Origin of the sequence: Fontibacillus forbon, from assembly GCF_046559655.1 — a bacterium.
Lineage (GTDB): Bacteria > Bacillota > Bacilli > Paenibacillales > Paenibacillaceae > Fontibacillus.
Window position 1 is genome coordinate 291,097 of sequence record NZ_JBKGFV010000003.1, and the last position, 19,444, is coordinate 310,540.

Sequence of the window (19,444 nt, forward strand, 5' to 3'; positions counted from 1 at the left end):
ATACGAGCACCAGGCATTGCAGAATAGAAAGAAGCTCTCTTATCCGTCGCTTTCATCACGGATAAGAGAGCTCTTTTTTTGCTATATCACTTTAGGATTCGGTAGTAAACGGCACGGCCGGTAATCCTTCCGCGTTATACAAATTGGCACTCGCCGGATTGTTAGACCAGGCATATCGCACATGAGCCGGTTGCTTGATAGAGTCATGCGTGACGATGACGATGTCGCCGTTAATGATAGCCTCAGCAGGCACAAAAACCCCGTCGGAACCGCATACTCTGAATCCCTGGAGTTTGCTCTCTCCGTTTCGCGTGCCAAGTCCGCCCCCCGTATGGTCAAAATGCAAATGAATGGCGTCGCCGATACGCTCCAAATGCGTGAACATCGGACCGCTATACACCAGATCCTCGTGGTATGCGATTTTTCGGGCACTAAGAGACAGCCGTTGTCCGAGCGTCTTTTTGTCCTGCGGGTGCAGATCGTTATATTCGCCGATATCCATCGCCACGGCCATGGCGGTGCCCGGAATCTTCAGGCCCTTTCTTTGTTCCTCCCGGAGTTCGGCCCAGTTGTGCTGGCGATCATCCTCCTGCCCCAAATTGGCGAGCTGTGTGAACACAAACGGGAAATCGCCGATATTCCAATTGGCGCGCCAATCCGTAACCATCGCTTCGAACAGATCGCCGTATCCGGCCGGATGCCCCGTATTGGATTCTCCTTGGTACCAGGCCACGCCTTTGATCGGGTAATTTCGTAAAGGCGAGATCATGCTGTTGTAATTGCCGGACGGCATATACTGAAAAAAGGTCTGGGATTCCAAGGTTTCCGTGACCGCGCCCACCCGGTATTTCCATACCCCTTGCAGATCGATCTCTTGCCCGTCAGTACCGGTAATAAGCTTGTAGGGCATGTCTTTAATAAACTCGCCCGTATTATGCGTACTGATGACGCGCACGGCGATGGAATTTTTCCCGGGATTCAACAGCCTTTCCGGAAGTGCATACCGCCGAGGCGGATACATGTACCCTGTGCTGCCGATGAGCGTGCCGTTAATATAGGTATCATCGGCGTCGACGATCGTGCCAAGCTTCAAGCGAGCCTCGCCGTTCAGCACGGAAGCAGGCAGGTCGAATTCTTTTCTGAACCAGACGGCGCCCCGCACCGACTCCAGCTCGCTGCTTTCCCAAGAGCCCGGAAGCTCGAAATCCGCCCAGTCGGCCGTATTCCAAGATTCGGCGTACCAGCCTTCTTTTAACCCCAAATCGGTATCATTTAGATGCGTATACCAAGCTTGATTACGTTCTTCATCTCTCCGCTTGGTATCGCTTACATATGCATCGTCTTTGCATTGTTCCAATACGGCCTCATACCCGCCGATTTGCCGGAGCGTGGGCTCGCTGATCCAGGACTCGATCGGCGTTCCGCCGACCGCGGTTAGAATCAAGCCGATAGGCACCCGGTACTTTTCATGCAATTCCTTGGCAAAAAAGAAGCCGGCCGCGCTAAAATTCAGCACGTCGTCGGAAATGGCACGGATCCATTGGCCTCCGGTCAGCTCATGCTGCGGAGCATGGAAATTGTAACATTGAGGCACCGAGAACTGGCGGATCATCGGCAGGTTTACGTTTTTTACCTCATCCGCCAGCAAATCCAGCGTTCTTCGGACAGGCAACTCCATATTGGATTGTCCGCCAAGCACCCACACCTCACCGACGAGAATGTCGCGGATGACCGTGTCCTCGCCGCCGGCGGAAATGATCATTTCAAAGGGGCCTCCCGGCTCCATTTCGTCCAAAGTGATCCGCCACTCCCCGTCGGGACCCGACTTCGTTTCGTATACTTTTCCTAGAAAAGAAATTTGTACGTCTTGGGGGCCGCTTGTTCTTCCCCATAAGTTTACTTTCGCGTTTCGTTGCAATACCATGCCATCACTCAGGATGCTGGATAAGTTCATGGTTCTCCACCTTTCAGAAGGATAGCTGAGTTGATTAGTATTTCATTCGCTGGTCTTCGCGCGATCTCCTTCTGATATCGGTTAATTTGATACGCCTTCAAGTTCCGGTTACATGAAATCAAAGAAATAGCGGATGACGTGGAAAAAGACCGGCGAGGTATAGGTTAAGGTGTCGACCAGGCTTAAGTAGCTTTTTTTCAGGGCTTGGGATTTATCGTCATCGCCGATCAGCATATCCCGCTTCAGCACGGAAACCGTCAGGCTGCCGAAAAAACCGCTCGCGCTGACCAGCATGCCGGACAAGAATCCGAACAGTGGATCAAGCGGCGTCAGGTACGGGTAGATGAGATAGGACGCGGCCGTCGTCAAGACAAATGCGCAGGCGAAGCCCTCCCAGGTCAAATGCGGGTTGGCCGTCGGCACGACTTTCCGCTTTCCGAATGAGACCGAGGCCAGGTAGTGCACGATATCATTCAACTGCGTCAGTACCACGAGGAAAAGGACCAGTCCCGCGCCATATTGCGGGGTGGCAAACTGATAATAGGCCAGGTGGCTGAGACCGAACACCATCAGCATGAGTCCCCACTGGACCCGGCTGACGCTGCGCAGAAACCCGACCGTTCCTTTGTTGATCATCCGGGGGAGGGGCAAGAGCAGGAATACATAGACCGGAATAAAAATAATGAACATGCCGTACCATTCGATATAAATCCAGTAAAATTGCACGGGGATGGATAAATACGCCCACAGAAACAGTCGGCGGTCGGCCTTTCTGGAGCGGATCATGGCGAAGTATTCCTTCAGGGCAAAGAAAGAGAGGATCATGAGGGCAAGCAGGGACACGACCGGATTGAACAGGGTAGCCAGGCAAAGGATCAAAAACATGCCCCACCAGGTTCTAAGGCGGCCTCCAAAGGCCGAGTAGTCTTTGTCCGGACGCGCTCTGCGCGTAAAATAATAAATCACGTGGATAGCTGCCAAGACTACGAATATGATAATTAACGTGAAAAGCAAGCTGTTCATTGCAATCACCCACTTGTCGCAAGGTAGGATTCCATGAAAGGGTTCCTATGTTATTATGAAGGAATAGTCCAAACTTGATAAGGGGAAATTTCGTAAATGGTAGCTGATCGCTCGGTTTTTATCTTGCTAACGAATACGGGGACGCTTTTTACGAAAATGATTCAAGGCTACACGAGAGCGCCCTACAATCATGCTTCGATTTCCTTTAACCGGGAGCTTTCGGAGCTGTACAGCTTCGGGAGAAAGAACCCGAACAACCCTTTGAACGGCGGATTCGTGAAGGAGGACATCTCGACAGGAACGTTCAGCAAGTATCCGAACACGACCTGCGTCATCTACGAACTGCACGTTACCGACCGGGAAGTCGAGAAAATGAAGCGGGTTCTGCAGCTATTTATACGCAAGCACAACAAGTATATATACAATATTCTAGGCGTGATCGGCATCGCGTTGAAAGAACCGGTCGAATTCAGCAACTCCTATTTCTGCTCGCAATTCGTCGCGGAAATTTTGGAGCGGTCCGGGATCAAGCTATGGAATAAGCTGCCCGCGCTGGTAACGCCGGACGATTTCCGGCAGAGCGAACGGCTGCACTTGATCTATGAGGGGAAATTGAGCCAGTACAAGCCCGGGACTTGAAGGCGGGGGAGTCTCCTTCACAACAATTACGAAGAGCCGCAAAGGGATCATCCCTTGCGGCTCTTATGCTTCCAAGAGGCCACGGCGAAAGCGGGTTAGCTTCGGCCGCGGCTCACGAATCTAAGTTTATTCGTCACTTTCAGGACCTTCACATGCCGGGTTAAAAGCGTTCTGTTGCTGACGATCCAGGTATGATCCTTGGAGTTGCTTCGGCGCATGGCGAGAAAGTTGGCCGGACTCCCCGAGTAAATTCTAAAGCCTTTGGCCCGGCTTCTGGAACAAAACCGTACGCATTCTCCCCGGGTCTGGTTGGGGAAGCGAACTTTGCTGAACACATGCCGTTTTACGAGCAACGTGGCTCCCTGAACGACAGACACATATTGATTCGCCTTGTTATTGTAACGATGCAGGAGAATCTTTTTCCCGCTCAGGCTCATATAATGGGATCTCTTTCCCGCGATATCGGCTTTCGACTTTATGAGGGTGCGTACACTGTCGCTCAAGTAGCCCGGAGCATAATAATCGTCATCATCGAATTTGGCAATGAGGCCGTATTTGGATAGCCCGACTCCATAATTAAGGCAACTGCCAAGCGATACATGATCCGGCAAGCTATAAATTCTAACGTTTTTATATTTCGCCGCTGCTTTTCTGTATTCGCTCACTTTCAAACTTTTGTGATTCAAGATGACTATCAGCTCTTTGTTTCCATAACTCTGTCTGCCATAGTTTCGAAAAAGGGATTTCATGCAGTACTGCCGTTTGGTGCAAGTGATGATAGAAACGCCGTGTTTACCACGAGCTCGGATGGGACGCGGCATGATCATACGCCCTTTCGATTTCTTCGTACGAATTTCTTGTAATTTCGGACACCGGGTATTACCTTGTGGTAAGCGATCAGTTCCCGGTCGCTGATGACCCAGGTATGATTGGCCGAGTTCTTTCTGCGCACCGCCGCAAAATGAAATCTGCTTCCCGAATAAACTTTGTATCCTCGCTTCCTGCTTCTCAGGCAAAAAGCATCGTCTTCGCCGACGCTCCTATTGGGGAATCGCACACGATCCAACACTTTCCGTTTGATGACGAGCGTGGCGCCGGGAAGCTGGGCTACGGGACGGTTCTCATCCCCCGGAAAGCGGAGAATAAGCGTCTTTGATCCGCGCAAATACATATAGTGCGACCGTTTTCCGATGACATCGGCGTTCGTTCTTCGAAACGCACGGAGGCTGTCCTTCAAATAGCGGGGAGCGTAATAATCATCATCATCGAACTTGGCGATATAACTGTACTTCGCCTTCTTGACCGCATAGTTTAAACAGGCACCGAGAGGAACCCGTCCCGGAATACGGTATACGTGGATGTTCCGATGTTTGCTGGCTAATTGTTCGTAGGGTGCAAGAGATATTTTACTACTATTGACTATAATTATAAGTTCTTTATGGGGGTGGGTCTGTCTGGCAAAATTGTGGAACAGGTTCTTTAAATACCCTTTGCGATTCGTGCAGGTAATAATGGAAACTCCCTGCGGTCTTTTGGCGTTTCTTGGGCCGGCTCCCATTACATCGCTCCCTTTTTCGTGATATTCGATAGTGTCTACTTCACAATATGTCAGGGCCAAGCAAGGGTAACGGCATAGCCACAAAATGAAGAATAAGCACAAGGGCTTAAGGCAAGGGGCCAGCAGGGTTTTATTCAGTTTGAAAAATACGGTAAAAAAACAGGAGAATGCTTCAAATTTATAGTATATAAATAAGGTAGAGTCATTTGCGCCTATCGATATCAAAATAATGGGAGGTTTGCCAATGAGCGAACAACGGACAACCGGGGAGGACTTGGCACGAACCAGCCCGGTCAAGAACAAGATCGGATCCGTATTCGTGCCGGTCCGGGATATCGAGAAATCCCGCGCCTGGTATTGCAAGATCCTTGGCTTGAAGGAAGAAGCATGCGAGATCGCCTTCGGACATCTATGCCGGCTTCCGATGGAGGGGGCCGGGATCATGCTCGATACGATGCCAAGGTGGGGCGGTGACCTGCCCGGTGGTGCGCCTTCGATTGAGACTCCCGCTTTTATGCTGCTCACCGGAGATTTGAAAGGCTCGTTTGAATACATGAAAGCACTCGGAGTCGAATTCGTTACGGACATTGAACACGATCAATGGTTTGTCATTAAGGATCCGGACGGGAATAAATTGATGATCTGCCGCGAATAAGAAGGAAGAGGGCCTCCGATTGGGAGGCTCGTTCCCTTTAAGACCATAAGCGCAAGAATCAGGACGAAAAGAATGTCTGATTCTTGGTAATATAGGTTCATGGCATGACGCGCTAGGTAGCTATAGCATGGGGTTTTTGGCTTCGGGAAGGGGAGGAGAACGGATGGTGCAGCAACTGAATCTTTCTTTTGACGAAATGTGGGAGAAGATTATCGCATGTGATCCAACCTATGACGGGTTGTTTTATACGGCCGTGAAAACGACCAAAATATTTTGCCGTCCGTCCTGCAGATCCAGAAAACCCAAGAAGGAAAACGTGGAGTTTTACTATGACATTCGGCAGGTTGAACAAGCCGGGTTTCGTGCCTGCAAAAGGTGCCAGCCCGAGGTGGTGCATTCCCCGCATACCGGAATCATCACGGATACGATTCAGTTTTTGGTCAACCACTATAAACAAAGACTGGTCTTGCAGGATATCGCCGACCATGTCGGGATAAGTTCATTTTACCTCGAACGTTTGTTTAAACAGGAGACATCGGAAACACCGCGCACGTATTTGGAGAAAATCAGAATCGATAAGGCGGCGCATCTTATAACCAGTACCAATCAGACTAATCTTGAGATTTGTTACGAAGCGGGCTTTCAGAGTCCCTCAAATTTCTATAAGGCATTCCGCCGTCTGAAGCATTGTTCGCCTAATGAATATCGTACGCATACAAGAATGGAGAATAGGTCAAAAGAGGGGGCTCCGCAATGAAAAAAGTGCATAAGCTGGATTACGTATCGCCCATTGGGATGATTGAAATACTGGGTACGGATGAAGCTGTCTATTCGATCCTGTTTTGTGATCGGGAGACGGCGGAGAATACGATTCAGGAGGATACCCCGCGGGCATTGGCGGAATGTTTCGAGCAAATCGATGAATATTTTAAGGGGGAACGCCTTACCTTTTCCTTCCCCTACAGCTATGAAGGAACCGATTTTCAAAGGACCGTGTGGCAGGCTTTAACCGGCATCCCCTATGCGCAGACGGGTTCTTATAAAGACATTGCGGTATCCATTGGCAATGAAAAAGCGATCCGGGCCGTCGGCAGCGCTAACGGAAAGAACAAGCTGAGCATCGTGATTCCTTGCCACCGGATTATTGGCGCCAGCGGGCAATTAACGGGCTATGCCGGCGGTTTGTGGCGAAAAGAATGGCTGCTGCGGCACGAGGCTCAGGTAGTTGCCAAGCGGTTGCAGTATGCAAAACAAGACCCCCTTCCGTTAGGATGATCCGGAAAGGGTTCTTTGTATTTTGTGGATGGCTCAGCCGGAATTATTCCTGCTTTTCTTGTGCTTCCGTACTGATCTGCCACTTGATGCCGAACTTGTCTTCCAGACGGCCGAACAGGGTGCCCCAGAATTGCTTCTCCAGCGGCATGATGACTGCGCCGCCCTCCGACAGTTTGGCAAACGCCTCGCGGGCTTCCGCTTCGCTTTTGAACTCCAGGTTTAAATCAAATCCGCTGCCGCGTTCAGGCGGTTCGTGCATGGTGTCCGCAATATAGAAGCTTACGCCTGCCGCGGTGAAGGACATATGAATGATTTTGTCTTTAAGCGCTGCGTCCGTGCCGGGGGCTTGACCGTAGGTCATCTGTTCATGGATCTCCCCACCGAGCGCTTGTACATAAAATTGCGCCTGCGCTTTAGCGTCCTCGGAATAGAAATACGGCGTTAATTTTGCCATCCTTCCAACACATCCTCTCGAAAATAGGTTCAGGTTATTATTGACGAGTCCGGCTTTAGTAAATTCAATATATTTACAAAATATCTATAGGAATATATATATTTTTATAGGAACTTCTTTTAAATTGCAATTAATATAAATGAATTTTGCCGGACTTGTCGATTTCGTTGAATCTCGTTCGTTGTTTATATTAAGGCGGAGGAATTCATGTTGTTGTAATCGCCGCAAAATCAACTCTGAAACGGACAAGGAGGAACATCGCGATGAGATTTATGATGATCGTCAAAGCGACGCAGGATTCGGAGGCCGGCATTATGCCAAGCCAGGAGCTTGTTGACGCCATGATGAAGTATAACGAGGAATTGGTAAAAGCGGGAGTCGTGCTGGCTGCGGAAGGACTGCATGCAAGCTCGGGAGGAATCCGGATTTCCTATCCGGAACCCGGGGGCAAGCCCAAAATTATGGACGGTCCGTTTACGGAGTCCAAGGAACTGATCGCAGGCTTTACGCTGATCGAAGTAAACTCGCGAGAAGAAGCGATCGAATGGGCCATGCGCATGCCGGATCCGCACGGCAACGGAGAAGGAGTTATCGAGCTGCGTCAGGTAATTGATACGCCGGAATTAACTTCGAATCCGGATTCCTTGCTTCTGCATGCTCAGCTTCGCGAGCAGGGAAGGCTGAAGAGCCGGTGACCTCCTCCTCCATCCATCGGACCGTCGATGCCATTTGGAGAATCGAAGCGGCCAAAATCATCGCAAGTCTTACCCGGATCGTACGGGATGTAGGGATTGCCGAGGATTTGGCACAGGACGCCCTCATCGTGGCGCTGGAGAAGTGGCCGGAAACGGGAATACCCGACAACCCGGGCGCCTGGCTCATGACTACGGCCAAGCGCCGGGCGATCGACCTGCTGCGCAGAAATCAAGTGCTAGGACGCAAGTACGAAGAGATCGGCAGGGAAATGGGCGTTCAGCATGAAGAAGATTATGATGCGGTGCTCGATGGCGATGTCATTGACGATCTCCTGCGGCTCATCTTTATGACCTGTCATCCGATCCTCTCGCCAGAAGCCCGTGTTGCGCTTACGCTCCGGCTGCTGGGAGGCTTGACCACCGAGGAGATTGCGCATGCGTTTCTCCTGCCGGAGCCGACGGTGGCGCAGCGCATCGTCCGGGCCAAGCGGAGTCTTTCGGCCGCGCGCGTCCCGTTCGAGGTTCCTCAGGGAAGTGAGATTAAGGCCCGTCTTTCCTCCGTATACGAGGTCATTTATCTGATGTTTAACGAAGGCTATTCCGCGACGTCCGGCGAGGATTGGATCCGTCCGGTTCTCTGCAAGGAGGCGCTGCGTCTCGGTCGCATTCTCGCGGAAATCGTACCCGGCGAATCGGAGGTTCACGGCCTGGTAGCGCTGATGGAGTTGCAATCTTCGCGCCTGAAGACACGGATAAGCGCCTCCGGAGAGCCCATCCTTCTGATGGAGCAAAACCGGGCGCAGTGGGATCAGCTGCTGATCCGCCGCGGGCTCGCGGCATTGGAACGTGCCGAGCAAATTCCGGGCGCGCTTGGTCCTTACTCGTTGCAGGCATCAATTTCGGCTTGCCACGCCCGGGCCCATACGCCGGAGGAGACCGACTGGGTACGGATTGCGGCGCTTTACGAAGCGTTGTCCATGGCCGCGCCTTCGCCCGTGGTAGAGCTGAATCGCGCGGTATCCCTGGCCATGGCGTTCGGTCCCGGAATTGGACTGGAAATCGTGGACACGTTGGTGACGGAGCCATCCATGAAGGAATATCATCTCTTACCGAGCGTGCGCGGCGACTTTCTGTTTAAGTTGGGACGGCTAAGGGAAGCTGCTGAAGAATTTAAACGCGCGGCTTCACTTACAAGCAACGCCCGTGAGCGGGCCATCCTGCTCAAGCGAGCCTCCGATTGCGTTTCCGGAATGGAAGGGTCTAATTCATAGCAAAAAATTTTTTTTGAAAATTTAATGGGAGCATGTCGATTCCGGTTTGTCCCGTTCGTTGTTTTAATAGATGCCGGAAGCAGGACACTTTGAAACCCGGCCAAATAAACCACTTGAAGGGATGTAGAAGTACCATGACCACGCAAATGAACCCGTATATTTTTTCGAACGATGCCAGAGCACAAGCTGAATTTTATAGCAGCGCGCTTGGCGGGGAAATCCAGTCGGTGATGACGTTCGGTCAAATCCCGGGCACCCCGGAAGAAAATAAAGACAAAGTGATGCACATGGTGCTGACGGTGGCGGGAGGGAACGTATTGTTCTTGTCCGATTCCTTCGAGCCCGTAACCGCGAACTCAAGCCGGAGCATGGCCCTCGCGCTGACATTTAATGACTTGGCTAAAGCGCAGGAGGCTTATGCTGGCCTTGGTAAAGGCGGCACGGATAAATATCCGTTGGAACTGCAGCCTTGGGGAGCCCATTATGGAGAGGTGGAGGACAAGTTTGGCATTCTCTGGCAAGTCACTACCCAAGGCTAAATCCAAATCTGAATGATTGAACAATAGGAGGCTAACTATGAGTCAGGAAGTCATCGATTTTATTAACGCAGTCAAAGAACCGTGGCAGGCCGAGATTTGCCAACGCTTACGCGAAGTGGTTCTCCAATCGGTTCCGGAAGTCCACGAGCGCATTCAATATAACAAGCCTCATTTTTTGAAAAACGGAAAATACGCAGCGGCAATTTCAACGTCCAAGGCGGCGGTCAGCTTCACCATCTTTAACACTGCCGATCTAGAAGTAAAGGAAGAGTTGTTTGAAGGGCCACCCGAGCGAAAAACGATCAAAATCAAGAGTGGCCAAGCAGTGGATTATGACGAACTGGGTTCGCTGCTAAGCCGGGCATCTGCCTCCTTGTAATAACGTCTCAGGTGGCCCATCCCATCTTCTTCGTGTCTCAACAACGACCTTTTGGGTTCTTATTTCCTCGAATGGGGCAGGAAATAGGGAATAGTGTCCTTTTGGGCCTTTATTTTAATGCAAACCTGCCAAAGCAGCTTTAAATGGTCATTTCTTGCGAAAATAAGGTCCCAAAAATCCGCTATTTCATGCTACGTGACCCCAAAGCGCGAAATAGCGCCCAAAAAGGACGCTATTCCAGCAGTTAGGAATTTCAATGTGAAGGTGAGCCCCGCTCTTGCATTCTGGTACTCATTAGGCCGAACTTCGGCCCTTTATGTAATTTGGGAGTGCCTCCTATGGAGGCACTCCGTTTTGTCGAGAAACCCTGTCCTTTTATAAGCACAGGGTTTCTTAGGTGGCCTATCTTCTTTATGTCTCAATAACGACCTTTTGGGTCCTTATTTCCTCGAATGGGGCAGGAAATAGGGAATAGTGTCCTTTTGGGCCTTTATTTTAATGCAAACCTGCCAAAGCAGCTTTAAATGGTCATTTCTTGCGAAAATAAGGTCCCAAAAATCCGCTATTTCATGCTACGTGACCCCAAAGCGCGAAATAGCGCCCAAAAAGGACGCTATTCCAGCAGTTAGGAATTTCAAAGTGAAGGTGAGCCCCGGTCTTGCTCTCTGGTGCTCATTACGCCGAACATCGGCCCTTTTTGTAACAGGGAGTGTCTCCAATGGAGGCACTCCGTTTTGTCGAGAAACCCTGTCCTTTTATAAGCACAGGGTTTCTTAGGTGGCCTATCTTCTTTATGTCTCAATAACGACCTTTTGGGTTCTTATTTCCTCGAATGGGGCAGGAAATAGGGAATAGTGTCCTTTTGGGCTTTTATTTTAATGCAAACCTGCCAAAGCAGCTCCAAATGGTCATTTCTCGCGAAAATAATGTCCCAAAAATCCGCTATTTCATGCTACGCGACCCCAAAGCGCGAAATAGCGCCCAAAAAGGACGCTATTCCAGCAGAGAGATCAATGTGAAGGTGAGCCCCGGTCTTGCTCTCTGGTGCTCATTACGCCGAACATCGGCCCTTTATGTAACTGGGAGTGCCTCCTATGGAGGCACTCCGTTTTTGTTACAGTGCTTTGGATCAATCAGCCATATTTAAAGCGCGGAGCGTTCTCATGACGGTCACGACGATTTGCTCCCGGGTTACGTGGGCTTGCGGCGCCAGTTCATCAACCGATAAGCCGAGGATGATATGATGGCTCACCATCCGGGCCATAGCTTCCTGGGCGAATGGAGATACCTTACCCTTATCTTTAAATGGGTCCAGAGTTGACCCAGCCGCTTCATTCTTCTGACCGGCATATTCCATCGCACTGGCCAGTATGACCGCCAGTTCCTGGCGGGTTACCAGTCCGTCGGGGTCGAAGGTGCCATTATTTCTGCCCTTCACCAGCCCTACCGCATAAGCGGCGGCAATATCGGCGGCAAAAACCGATTGCGGATCCACATCGCTGAATACCGATGGATTACCGGAATCCGGGATAATGCCCAGACCTCTCACGATCATGGAGACAATTTCGCCGCGCGTCGCGTTTTGTTTGCCCCCGAAGTTAGTCTCACTGTTACCCGCCGTGATCAGTTTAGCCACGGCTTGGGAGACGTCCTTTTGCGCCCACGCGTAAGGCACGTCGGAGAAGGCAGGGCTCTTACTTTGAAGCAGGGCATAAATCCCGCTGCCCGTTTTCTTGATTTCCACGGTGATCGTACCGTCGGAATTGGCTTTGGCGCGCGTCGGTACCGGGCGGATTTCGTTTCTCCCCGGGACATAAACGACTCCGGTCAGACTCTCAACATCGACGCCGTTCCCGGCGAGCGTAATAAATTCGCTGACCGTAGATTTGCCGAATTGCTTCAGTTCGACCGGCTTTTGACTGCCTTTTAAGGAGTGTATGCTGAATACGGTCGGTGCCGCCAATACGGTTTTCCCTCGCAGCCATGGCGAGACAGCGGCAGCATCGGCTTCCGATGGAGTCAGAATCGAGATCTTAACGTTGCCTGCACCGGATAGCAGAGCGGCAGGAATGCGGTACTCTTTTCCGCCGACCAGAATGGATAAGCTGGCTTGATCTTCTTTAGCGGACAATGCCGCTATTACTTCTTGCGGAAGCTCGATTTCCGCTTGCTTTGCTTCATCGCCGGCGGAAATTTGGAAGTTCGAAGCGTTGGAGCCGTTTATCGTACCGACGGCAGTATTTACGGGCAGGGTTAATACCGCCTTGTCACCCTCCAGAACGACCTTCACGTCAAGCTGGTCATCGGGCTTGGGCTGTTGAGGCTTCGGCGCGTTGGAGCCTGATCCGCTCGATCCGCCGGAACCGCCTGAGCTTCCCGATCCTCCGCTGTTGCCGCCTGAACCCGATCCGGTCGAAGTTTGAACGCTTATTACCTGCGATGCCGGGGATACCTGGCTGATTTCATCCCCCGATTTAGCGATTGCCAGCACATGAATGTTGTAAGTCGTGCCAGGGACAAGGGAGGCAATCGTGTACTTGGCCGTCGTAGTGGTTCCAACCATAGCGTTATTTACGTATATTTCATATTCATCGGCATCAGGTGCGGTCGTCCACTCGATCCGGATGGAATCCGCTGTTTTGGATATGCTCGTAAGTCCGCTTGGAGCCGCCAGCGCGGAAGCATTCACGCTGCCGTCGATCGGCAAATCATGAATCAGTTGGGTGGTCAGCGTCCGGTTACGGTCCCCGCTGATATCCCAGCTCATGACCCCGGCTATGTCCAGGGATTTGACCATGGATGCCGTATACATCATGGTGGTTTTGTCATTATAAGTGATGAAGTGTTGCTTCTCCTTATTGTACAAGTAAGCTACTTTCGCGGCTTCGTTCCAGTAACGGATATATCCGTTTTTGTTGACGAAATTACTTTCGATATCGGTGTAATCCAGGATATTGGGTTCCCATGTTCCCGGCATAACGTCGGTACAGGTATCATATTGCCCGTTTACCGAACAGCCCGCCCAGCCCTTGCCGTAGAGGGGAACGCCGGCAACCAGCTTATGCGTCGGCACGCCGCCGTTCAAATGGCCGAGCAAACCCCCGAGCACGTTATTTCTTGGGGCGGAAGATGTCGCTCTCGGATGTTTATGATCAAAGAATAAAGGCGAATTATGGTATGCGAGCATCTCCCAATTTCCGCTGTAATCGTAGGTCATAATGTTAATGAAATCGAGATATTGGACGGAGTCGGCAAGATTCGCATTTTTAACGAAGTTGTCTCCTTGTCCCGAGGCGATCGTCAGTAAATAGTACTTTCCGTCCTCGGAACCGGCGGCATCCAACGCTTCGCGGACGGTCTTCATAAGAAGCGTGAAGTTTTCCGTATCTTCCGGCCCTCGGGAATTATCGTCCTCTCCGCCTTCCACGGGATACTCCCAGTCGACATCGAGGCCGTCAAAATGATACTCCCGGAGAAATTGAACCGCAGAGTTGGCAAACGTACGCCGGTTTTCTTCCGTCTTAGCTGCATTGGAAAAATTGTTGGACCAGGACCAGCCGCCGACGGAAACCATGAGCTTCAAGTGAGGATGGGCCGCTTTGACGGTTTCAAAAGAGGCAAAATTTCTGAAATCCGCTTGCGGATCACCAATGATGATTTCCCCGTCATACACGTACCGGTTTTGGGAAGGAATATCAGGGTCTTCGCATGCCCGGACCGTGCTGCCGAACTTCTTCCAGCACAGATCGGCGAAGGCGTAATTAATGTGAGTGACTTGCGATACATCGATATCGGAGGGTTTGAAATTGCGTCCGGAGGCACTCTCGGACCAGGACGAGTAGTAGGTGATATTATTGTAGTTTGCTCCGGGGACGGCCGTAACCGGCTCGCTTGCCGGAGAAGTCCATAACCGGTTTTTGGCTACGACGGTATATTCGTAAGTTGTTCCTTCATCCAGGCCCGTTGCCACATGGCGGCTTTCGGCGCTGGAGCCGATGCTTACCCCGTCTTGGTAAATTTCATAGCTTGTAGCGCCAGGGACAGGGGCCCAGCCCAATGCCACGGTTGACCTTGTGGCCGTAACGATTTGCAGCCCTTGAGGTTGAGCGAGCTCGCCCCACTTGAGGATTAGGGCATTACTATTGGCGGATGCTTCAACCACGCCATCCACGCTCTTTTGAGCCCCTACCTCGAATTTATAAACCTTGCCGGGTTCAAGCGTTGAATACGTGGCTGTAGTCGCCGTGTTTTCCCAGGTGCCGCCCTTCCAGACTTCGTCCACGTAAATGTCGTAGCCTGTGGCTCCCGGACTGGAACCCCAAGCCAAAGTCACCGAATCGGCGGTCAGATCGCTGACCTTTAAATAACTGGGAGGGGCTAACGGTGCATCTTTATACTGGCTTGTATCCGCCAGAGTGGTGAATTCAAGAACGTTGCTTTTATGTTCTTTTTTGGAGTCGCTATTCCAGGTGATATAGATCCTGTAGGTAGTTTCCGGCGAAAGCCCGGTTACCGATCGGGTCCACAGATTCCCCCAGGCCTTCCAGCCGTTCGTGTCGGCATCCCAAACCTGGATATCATTATCCCCTTCGACAAAATCCCATTCGAACGTTGCGGAATTATGGGTTACGGTGGTTAGCCTGAGATTTTGCGGCGCGAGCGGGTCTTGCGCTTGTGAAGCGGTTACATTTTCATAAGTAGAACTGGTTGCTGTCGCAGGATTATCGGCGGGGGTTATAACCGGGGGAGTGGCGGATCCTTCTTCCGCATAGGTTACAGCCGGACTTAGCAGCGGAGAGAACGTAATGACAAACAGGAGAAACCATACTATCCATTTCGAACGTTGCCTGGGTACCAATGGAGTCACCGTTTTCACCTCTATTTATTTATAGATTTCAATTCAAAAGCCGCTTAAGGTACTTGGATCGGATGCATGCGGAATTCTTGGAAGCATCGTACGGTCACTTCGCTTTGAAATTTTCAAAAGGTTATCAGCCTCCTTTGACATGAGTGGTCTTTCCGGTACGAAATGCAGAATGCAGTCGCCAGCTTCCCCCTCTCTTTGAGAAGTGTGATGTGTTCATAGAAAGTTCACCAATTTAATCATGGAACCTCGCCCAGGAAATGAGAAGGGGTAAAATATTATAAATCAGGGATAAAATTTAATAATTGCTATAAATGTAAAAATATTCACAAATGGATGGATTGTCCGAAGAGTGATACCATAAGGAAGCAAGGACAAGGCATACTACTTGGAGGGGATTATTTGAAGGCGCTTTTTATCGGAGGAACGGGAACCATTAGTTCGGCTATTACGAGACAACTGGCTGAAGACGGCTGCGAGCTTTATCTCCTGAACCGGGGCAGCCGGAACGAGAACTTACCGGCCAACATTCAAATCATCCAGGCGGATATCAATCAGGAGGCCGAAGTAGCGAAGCTGATCAAGAACCATACGTTCGACGTCGTAGCCGATTTCATCGCGTTTGAACCGGCTCAACTGGAACGGGATTACCGTTTGTTTCAAGGGAAAACCAAACAATTCATGTTTATCAGCTCGGCGTCGGCCTACCAAACGCCCTTATCGGATTACAGAATAACAGAAGGGACACCACTATCGAATCCCTACTGGGCTTATTCCAGAAATAAAATATCCTGTGAAGATTATTTGATGAAACAGTACCGCGAGCAAGGCTTTCCGGTAACGATCGTAAGACCGAGCCATACTTATGATGAGCGCTCCATACCGCTCGGCGTGCACGGGGGCAAGGGCTCCTGGCAAGTAGCCAAGCGGATGCTGGAGAACAAGCCGGTCATTATTCATGGGGACGGGACTTCCTTATGGACCTTGACCCATAATAGCGATTTCGCCAAAGGCTTCATCGGCCTGATGGGCAATATTCATGCCATCGGCGAATCCGTCCATATTACTTCGGACGAAAGCGTGACCTGGAATCAGATTTACGAGGTGATCGCAGACGCTCTTGGCGTGAAACTGCAGGCGGTCCATGTGTCTTCGGAATTTTTGGCGGCTTGCAGCAAAGAGGATTTAAGGGGCGGGCTGCTTGGTGATAAAGCGAATACCGTCGTGTTCGACAACGCCAAGCTGAAGCGGCTGGTTCCCGGATTTGTCGCGACTACGCGGGTAGATCAGGGCATCAAGCAAACGATACAGTATATTCTGACCCATCCCGACCATCAGATGGAGGATCCGGAATTCGATGCCTGGTGCGACAAAGTGATCGGTGCATTGGAAACGGCCCGAAAATCCATCCTGGAATAGAATACGTGTCAAAAAAGGTGCCTGAATGGATGTCAGGCATCCTTTTTGCGTTCGATGCATGATCTTTGAAGCGAGCGATTGCTCTTCCTTCCCCTTGTGCATTTGCACAATACATTTCGTCCTTTTATCAATATTCTTTAACCGGAACAAACTATATACTGAAAGCGTATTCAACATTTGCATGGGGGGTAAGACAGATGGAAGGATTAACGATCAGTTGGATAGGCGCTTTGGCGGGACTGGCTATCGCGATCATTCTTATATTAAGAAAATTAAATCCGGTATATGCTTTGTTTTTGGGAGCTATTGTAGGCGCTTTAATCGGCGGCGCAAATCTGGAACAAACCGTCGGCGTCCTCGTCAGCGGAACGCAAAGCGTAATGGGTACGGTGCTGAGGGTACTCGCGGCGGGCGTATTGGCTGGCGTAATGATGGAATCGGGAGCCGCCGAGACGATCGCCCAGGCGATTGTGAAGAAATTCGGCGGAGGCAAGGCGATTCTGGCGTTGGCTTTAGCGACCATGATTATCACGGCGGTAGGCGTGTTCATTCCCGTAGCCGTATTGATCGTCGCGCCGATTGCCTTGTCGGTAGGGAATAAGATGGGGATTTCGAAAATCGCGCTGCTTCTGGCTCTATCGGGCGGAGGCAAAGCGGGGAATATCATTTCCCCCAACCCGAATACGATTGCGGCCGCGCGGGGCTTTAACCTCGATCTGAGCAACGTAATGTTGGCTGGCCTTGTTCCTGCAATTTGCGGTTTGATTGTAACCGTTATCGTAGCTTCCCTTCTGAAAAATAAAGGCGTGAAGGTCACCGACGAGGAAGCGGTCGACCATGAAGTCGACACTTCGAAATATCCGTCGTTGGGTAAGGCGATTGTAGCACCTCTGGTAGCGGTAGTTCTGCTCATGATCAACCCGATCGGTTCGATCTCAGGCATCGAAGCGCTGGCTAAATTCAAAGTCGACGCTATGTATATCCTGCCGATAGCAGGTATCGTCGGCATGCTGGCCATGGGTCAAGGCAAGAAAATTTTGGAGTATACGGCTTCAGGGTTGAATAAAATGACGGCGACCGTCTTGATCTTGATCGGTGCGGGCGGGATTGCCGGATTGATCTCCGCATCCGACCTGTCCACGCAAGTGGTCAGCCTGATCGAGGCATCGGGCATTTCCGGGACGTTCCTGGCACCGATTGCCGGTATACTGATGGCAGCGGCCACGGCTTCGACTTCGACGGGCGTTATTTTGGCCACCGGTTCGTTCGGACAGGCGATCCTGGACATGGGCACGGCTCCATTGGCCGCGGCGGTTATGGTTCATACAGGTGCAACCGTCATTGACTCCTTGCCGCAGGGCAACTACTTCCACGTTACGGCAGGGGCGATGAAAATGACCATTAAGCAACGGATGGGACTCATTCCTTACGAAGCGATTGTTGGCGGAACAATGGCGATTGTGGCGACGTTAATCTACGGATTTTTCTTGTAATCTTCTATAGATCATAGATGGGGTGAGAACATGAGAGAGAAAACATTTGTGCTGGCGCCGGATTCCTTCAAAGAAAGCATGACGGCAAAAGAAGTATGCGTGGCTATGGAAAAAGGACTGCGCAAAGTGTATCCGAAGGCGAACTATATCCACGTCCCGATGGCGGACGGCGGGGAAGGAACGGTTCAGTCCCTCGTCGATGCCTCGGGCGGCCGAATCTATACGAAAGAGGTCATGGGACCGCTGGGTCAACCGGTGACCGCGAAGTATGGCATTCTGGGCGACGGGACGACCGCAGCCATCGAGATGGCGTCGGCGAGCGGCATCCATTATGTGACCAAGGAAACTAAAAACCCTTTAATCACTACGACGTATGGCACGGGGGAATTAATCCGCGAATGCCTGGACAAAGGAATCAAGAAGATTATCATCGGCATCGGCGGCAGCGCGACGAACGACGGCGGCACGGGGATGGCCGAGGCCCTCGGCGCCAAATTCCTGGATGCGGACGGCAACACGCTTCCTCGCGGCGGCGGCAGCCTGGACAAGCTGGCCCGCATCGATATTTCGGCGCTCGACAGCCGTTTGCAGCAGGTGAATCTGATCGTGGCTTGCGACGTGACCAATCCGCTCTGCGGCGAAACCGGCGCTTCCCATGTGTTCGGCCCGCAAAAAGGGGCCACACCGGAAATGGTTAGCCAGTTGGATGCGAACCTCGCCCGCTATGCGGACATCGTGAAGCAGCAGCTGAATAAAGATGTGCGCGACATTCCGGGTGCCGGTGCGGCCGGCGGATTGGGCGCCGGGCTGCTAATCTTTACGCAGGCCGTGTTGCAGAAGGGAATCGAGATCGTTATTGAATACACCGGCTTGAAGCAAAAAGTAGCGGATGCCGATGTAGTGTTCACCGGCGAAGGCGGCATCGACTTCCAGACGAAGTTCGGCAAAACGCCTTACGGCGTAGCCAAAGCAGCCAAAGAAGCGGGCAAACCCGTCATTGCCGTGGCCGGTTACATTGGAGAGGGGATCGAAACCCTCTATGCCGAAGGCATCGATGCGGTCATCGGCATTGTCCCGGGCGCCGCGGAGCTGGAAAAGCTGCTGGCCGAAGGGCCGCAGAACGTGGAGCGGACCTGCGAAAATATCGCCAGAGTCCTCCGCATGGCCGAATAATCACAAATTAGAGAACGGGCTCGAAGATACCCTCTTCGGGCCCGTTTTTAATT

Annotated in this window: 17 protein-coding genes; 11 read left to right on the top strand and 6 right to left on the bottom strand. The window is 51.5% G+C overall.

From position 1 onward, the window contains the following. Positions 1–91: 91 nt before the first annotated feature. The gene (locus ACLB09_RS13445) at positions 92–1,954 is read right to left on the bottom strand and encodes a sialate O-acetylesterase (protein WP_410770344.1); all 1,863 of its coding nucleotides are present in this window, start codon (positions 1,952–1,954) and stop codon (positions 92–94) included. Between the two features lie 108 nt (positions 1,955–2,062). Beyond that, positions 2,063–2,977, bottom strand: coding sequence for a phosphatidate cytidylyltransferase (locus ACLB09_RS13450; protein ID WP_410770345.1), 915 nt, complete (start codon positions 2,975–2,977; stop codon positions 2,063–2,065). Between the two features lie 96 nt (positions 2,978–3,073). Between ACLB09_RS13450 and ACLB09_RS13455 the strand changes: the two genes are divergently transcribed. Continuing rightward, a complete protein-coding gene (locus tag ACLB09_RS13455) occupies positions 3,074–3,616 on the top strand; it encodes a hypothetical protein (RefSeq protein ID WP_410770346.1) in 543 nt (180 codons plus the stop codon). Positions 3,617–3,711: 95 nt separating this feature from the next. Here the strand turns inward: ACLB09_RS13455 and ACLB09_RS13460 are convergent, their stop codons facing one another. Together ACLB09_RS13460 and ACLB09_RS13465 are read right to left on the bottom strand one after the other, a co-directional pair. Further along, the gene (locus ACLB09_RS13460) at positions 3,712–4,443 is read right to left on the bottom strand and encodes a glycosyltransferase family 2 protein (RefSeq protein ID WP_410770347.1); all 732 of its coding nucleotides are present in this window, start codon (positions 4,441–4,443) and stop codon (positions 3,712–3,714) included. Continuing rightward, a complete protein-coding gene (locus ACLB09_RS13465; protein WP_410770348.1) occupies positions 4,440–5,174 on the bottom strand; it encodes a glycosyltransferase family 2 protein in 735 nt (244 codons plus the stop codon). Before ACLB09_RS13465 ends, ACLB09_RS13460 begins: the two co-directional genes overlap by 4 nt. Before the next feature lie 244 nt (positions 5,175–5,418). Here ACLB09_RS13465 and ACLB09_RS13470 point away from each other — a divergent pair, with 244 nt between their 5' ends. From ACLB09_RS13470 to ACLB09_RS13480, 3 genes are all read left to right on the top strand, one after another. Next, positions 5,419–5,829, top strand: a complete 411-nt coding sequence (locus ACLB09_RS13470; RefSeq protein ID WP_410770349.1) for a VOC family protein — start codon at positions 5,419–5,421, stop codon at positions 5,827–5,829. A gap of 163 nt (positions 5,830–5,992) precedes the next feature. Further along, positions 5,993–6,586, top strand: coding sequence for a bifunctional transcriptional activator/DNA repair enzyme AdaA (locus ACLB09_RS13475; RefSeq protein WP_410770350.1), 594 nt, complete (start codon positions 5,993–5,995; stop codon positions 6,584–6,586). Continuing rightward, the gene (locus tag ACLB09_RS13480) at positions 6,583–7,104 is read left to right on the top strand and encodes a methylated-DNA--[protein]-cysteine S-methyltransferase (RefSeq protein ID WP_410770351.1); all 522 of its coding nucleotides are present in this window, start codon (positions 6,583–6,585) and stop codon (positions 7,102–7,104) included. The genes ACLB09_RS13475 and ACLB09_RS13480 overlap by 4 nt, the downstream gene beginning before the upstream one ends. A gap of 43 nt (positions 7,105–7,147) precedes the next feature. Here the strand turns inward: ACLB09_RS13480 and ACLB09_RS13485 are convergent, their stop codons facing one another. Continuing rightward, a complete protein-coding gene (locus tag ACLB09_RS13485) occupies positions 7,148–7,558 on the bottom strand; it encodes a VOC family protein (protein ID WP_410770352.1) in 411 nt (136 codons plus the stop codon). Between the two features lie 263 nt (positions 7,559–7,821). Between ACLB09_RS13485 and ACLB09_RS13490 the strand changes: the two genes are divergently transcribed. The 4 genes from ACLB09_RS13490 to ACLB09_RS13505 all read left to right on the top strand — a co-directional run bounded on the left by ACLB09_RS13490 (position 7,822) and on the right by ACLB09_RS13505 (position 10,442). Next, entirely contained in the window at positions 7,822–8,253 is a 432-nt protein-coding gene (locus ACLB09_RS13490) for a YciI family protein (protein WP_410770353.1), read from the top strand. Then, on the top strand, positions 8,250–9,524 hold the full coding sequence (locus tag ACLB09_RS13495) for an RNA polymerase sigma factor (RefSeq protein ID WP_410770354.1): 1,275 nt from the start codon (positions 8,250–8,252) through the stop codon (positions 9,522–9,524). Before ACLB09_RS13490 ends, ACLB09_RS13495 begins: the two co-directional genes overlap by 4 nt. A gap of 134 nt (positions 9,525–9,658) precedes the next feature. Further along, positions 9,659–10,063 (top strand): VOC family protein, encoded by a 405-nt coding sequence (locus ACLB09_RS13500; protein WP_410770355.1) that lies wholly within the window; start codon positions 9,659–9,661, stop codon positions 10,061–10,063. Positions 10,064–10,100: 37 nt separating this feature from the next. Continuing rightward, positions 10,101–10,442, top strand: coding sequence for a DUF1801 domain-containing protein (locus ACLB09_RS13505; RefSeq protein WP_410770356.1), 342 nt, complete (start codon positions 10,101–10,103; stop codon positions 10,440–10,442). Between the two features lie 1,129 nt (positions 10,443–11,571). Here the strand turns inward: ACLB09_RS13505 and ACLB09_RS13510 are convergent. Further along, complete coding sequence (locus ACLB09_RS13510; protein WP_410770357.1) at positions 11,572–15,309, bottom strand: glycosyl hydrolase family 18 protein; 3,738 nt, start codon at positions 15,307–15,309, stop codon at positions 11,572–11,574. Between the two features lie 399 nt (positions 15,310–15,708). Here ACLB09_RS13510 and ACLB09_RS13515 point away from each other — a divergent pair, with 399 nt between their 5' ends. From ACLB09_RS13515 to ACLB09_RS13525, 3 genes are all read left to right on the top strand, one after another. Next, entirely contained in the window at positions 15,709–16,725 is a 1,017-nt protein-coding gene (locus ACLB09_RS13515) for an SDR family oxidoreductase (RefSeq protein ID WP_410770358.1), read from the top strand. 197 nt (positions 16,726–16,922) lie between these two features. Beyond that, a complete protein-coding gene (locus tag ACLB09_RS13520; RefSeq protein WP_410770359.1) occupies positions 16,923–18,218 on the top strand; it encodes a GntP family permease in 1,296 nt (431 codons plus the stop codon). Between the two features lie 30 nt (positions 18,219–18,248). Next, a complete protein-coding gene (locus ACLB09_RS13525) occupies positions 18,249–19,391 on the top strand; it encodes a glycerate kinase family protein (protein WP_410770360.1) in 1,143 nt (380 codons plus the stop codon). Positions 19,392–19,444 lie beyond the last annotated feature (53 nt).

Excerpts from the sequence above, each read along its gene's own strand:
- ACLB09_RS13465 (WP_410770348.1), bottom strand. The coding sequence starts at position 5,174 with ATGGGAGCCGGCCCAAGAAACGCCAAAAGACCGCAGGGAGTTTCCATT.
- ACLB09_RS13520 (WP_410770359.1), top strand. The coding sequence starts at position 16,923 with ATGGAAGGATTAACGATCAGTTGGATAGGCGCTTTGGCGGGACTGGCT.
- ACLB09_RS13470 (WP_410770349.1), top strand. The coding sequence starts at position 5,419 with ATGAGCGAACAACGGACAACCGGGGAGGACTTGGCACGAACCAGCCCG.
- ACLB09_RS13500 (WP_410770355.1), top strand. The coding sequence starts at position 9,659 with ATGACCACGCAAATGAACCCGTATATTTTTTCGAACGATGCCAGAGCA.
- ACLB09_RS13480 (WP_410770351.1), top strand. The coding sequence starts at position 6,583 with ATGAAAAAAGTGCATAAGCTGGATTACGTATCGCCCATTGGGATGATT.
- ACLB09_RS13525 (WP_410770360.1), top strand. The coding sequence starts at position 18,249 with ATGAGAGAGAAAACATTTGTGCTGGCGCCGGATTCCTTCAAAGAAAGC.
- ACLB09_RS13505 (WP_410770356.1), top strand. The coding sequence starts at position 10,101 with ATGAGTCAGGAAGTCATCGATTTTATTAACGCAGTCAAAGAACCGTGG.
- ACLB09_RS13455 (WP_410770346.1), top strand. The coding sequence starts at position 3,074 with ATGGTAGCTGATCGCTCGGTTTTTATCTTGCTAACGAATACGGGGACG.
- ACLB09_RS13490 (WP_410770353.1), top strand. The coding sequence starts at position 7,822 with ATGAGATTTATGATGATCGTCAAAGCGACGCAGGATTCGGAGGCCGGC.
- ACLB09_RS13460 (WP_410770347.1), bottom strand. The coding sequence starts at position 4,443 with ATGATCATGCCGCGTCCCATCCGAGCTCGTGGTAAACACGGCGTTTCT.
- ACLB09_RS13450 (WP_410770345.1), bottom strand. The coding sequence starts at position 2,977 with ATGAACAGCTTGCTTTTCACGTTAATTATCATATTCGTAGTCTTGGCA.
- ACLB09_RS13475 (WP_410770350.1), top strand. The coding sequence starts at position 5,993 with ATGGTGCAGCAACTGAATCTTTCTTTTGACGAAATGTGGGAGAAGATT.
- ACLB09_RS13485 (WP_410770352.1), bottom strand. The coding sequence starts at position 7,558 with ATGGCAAAATTAACGCCGTATTTCTATTCCGAGGACGCTAAAGCGCAG.
- ACLB09_RS13445 (WP_410770344.1), bottom strand. The coding sequence starts at position 1,954 with ATGAACTTATCCAGCATCCTGAGTGATGGCATGGTATTGCAACGAAAC.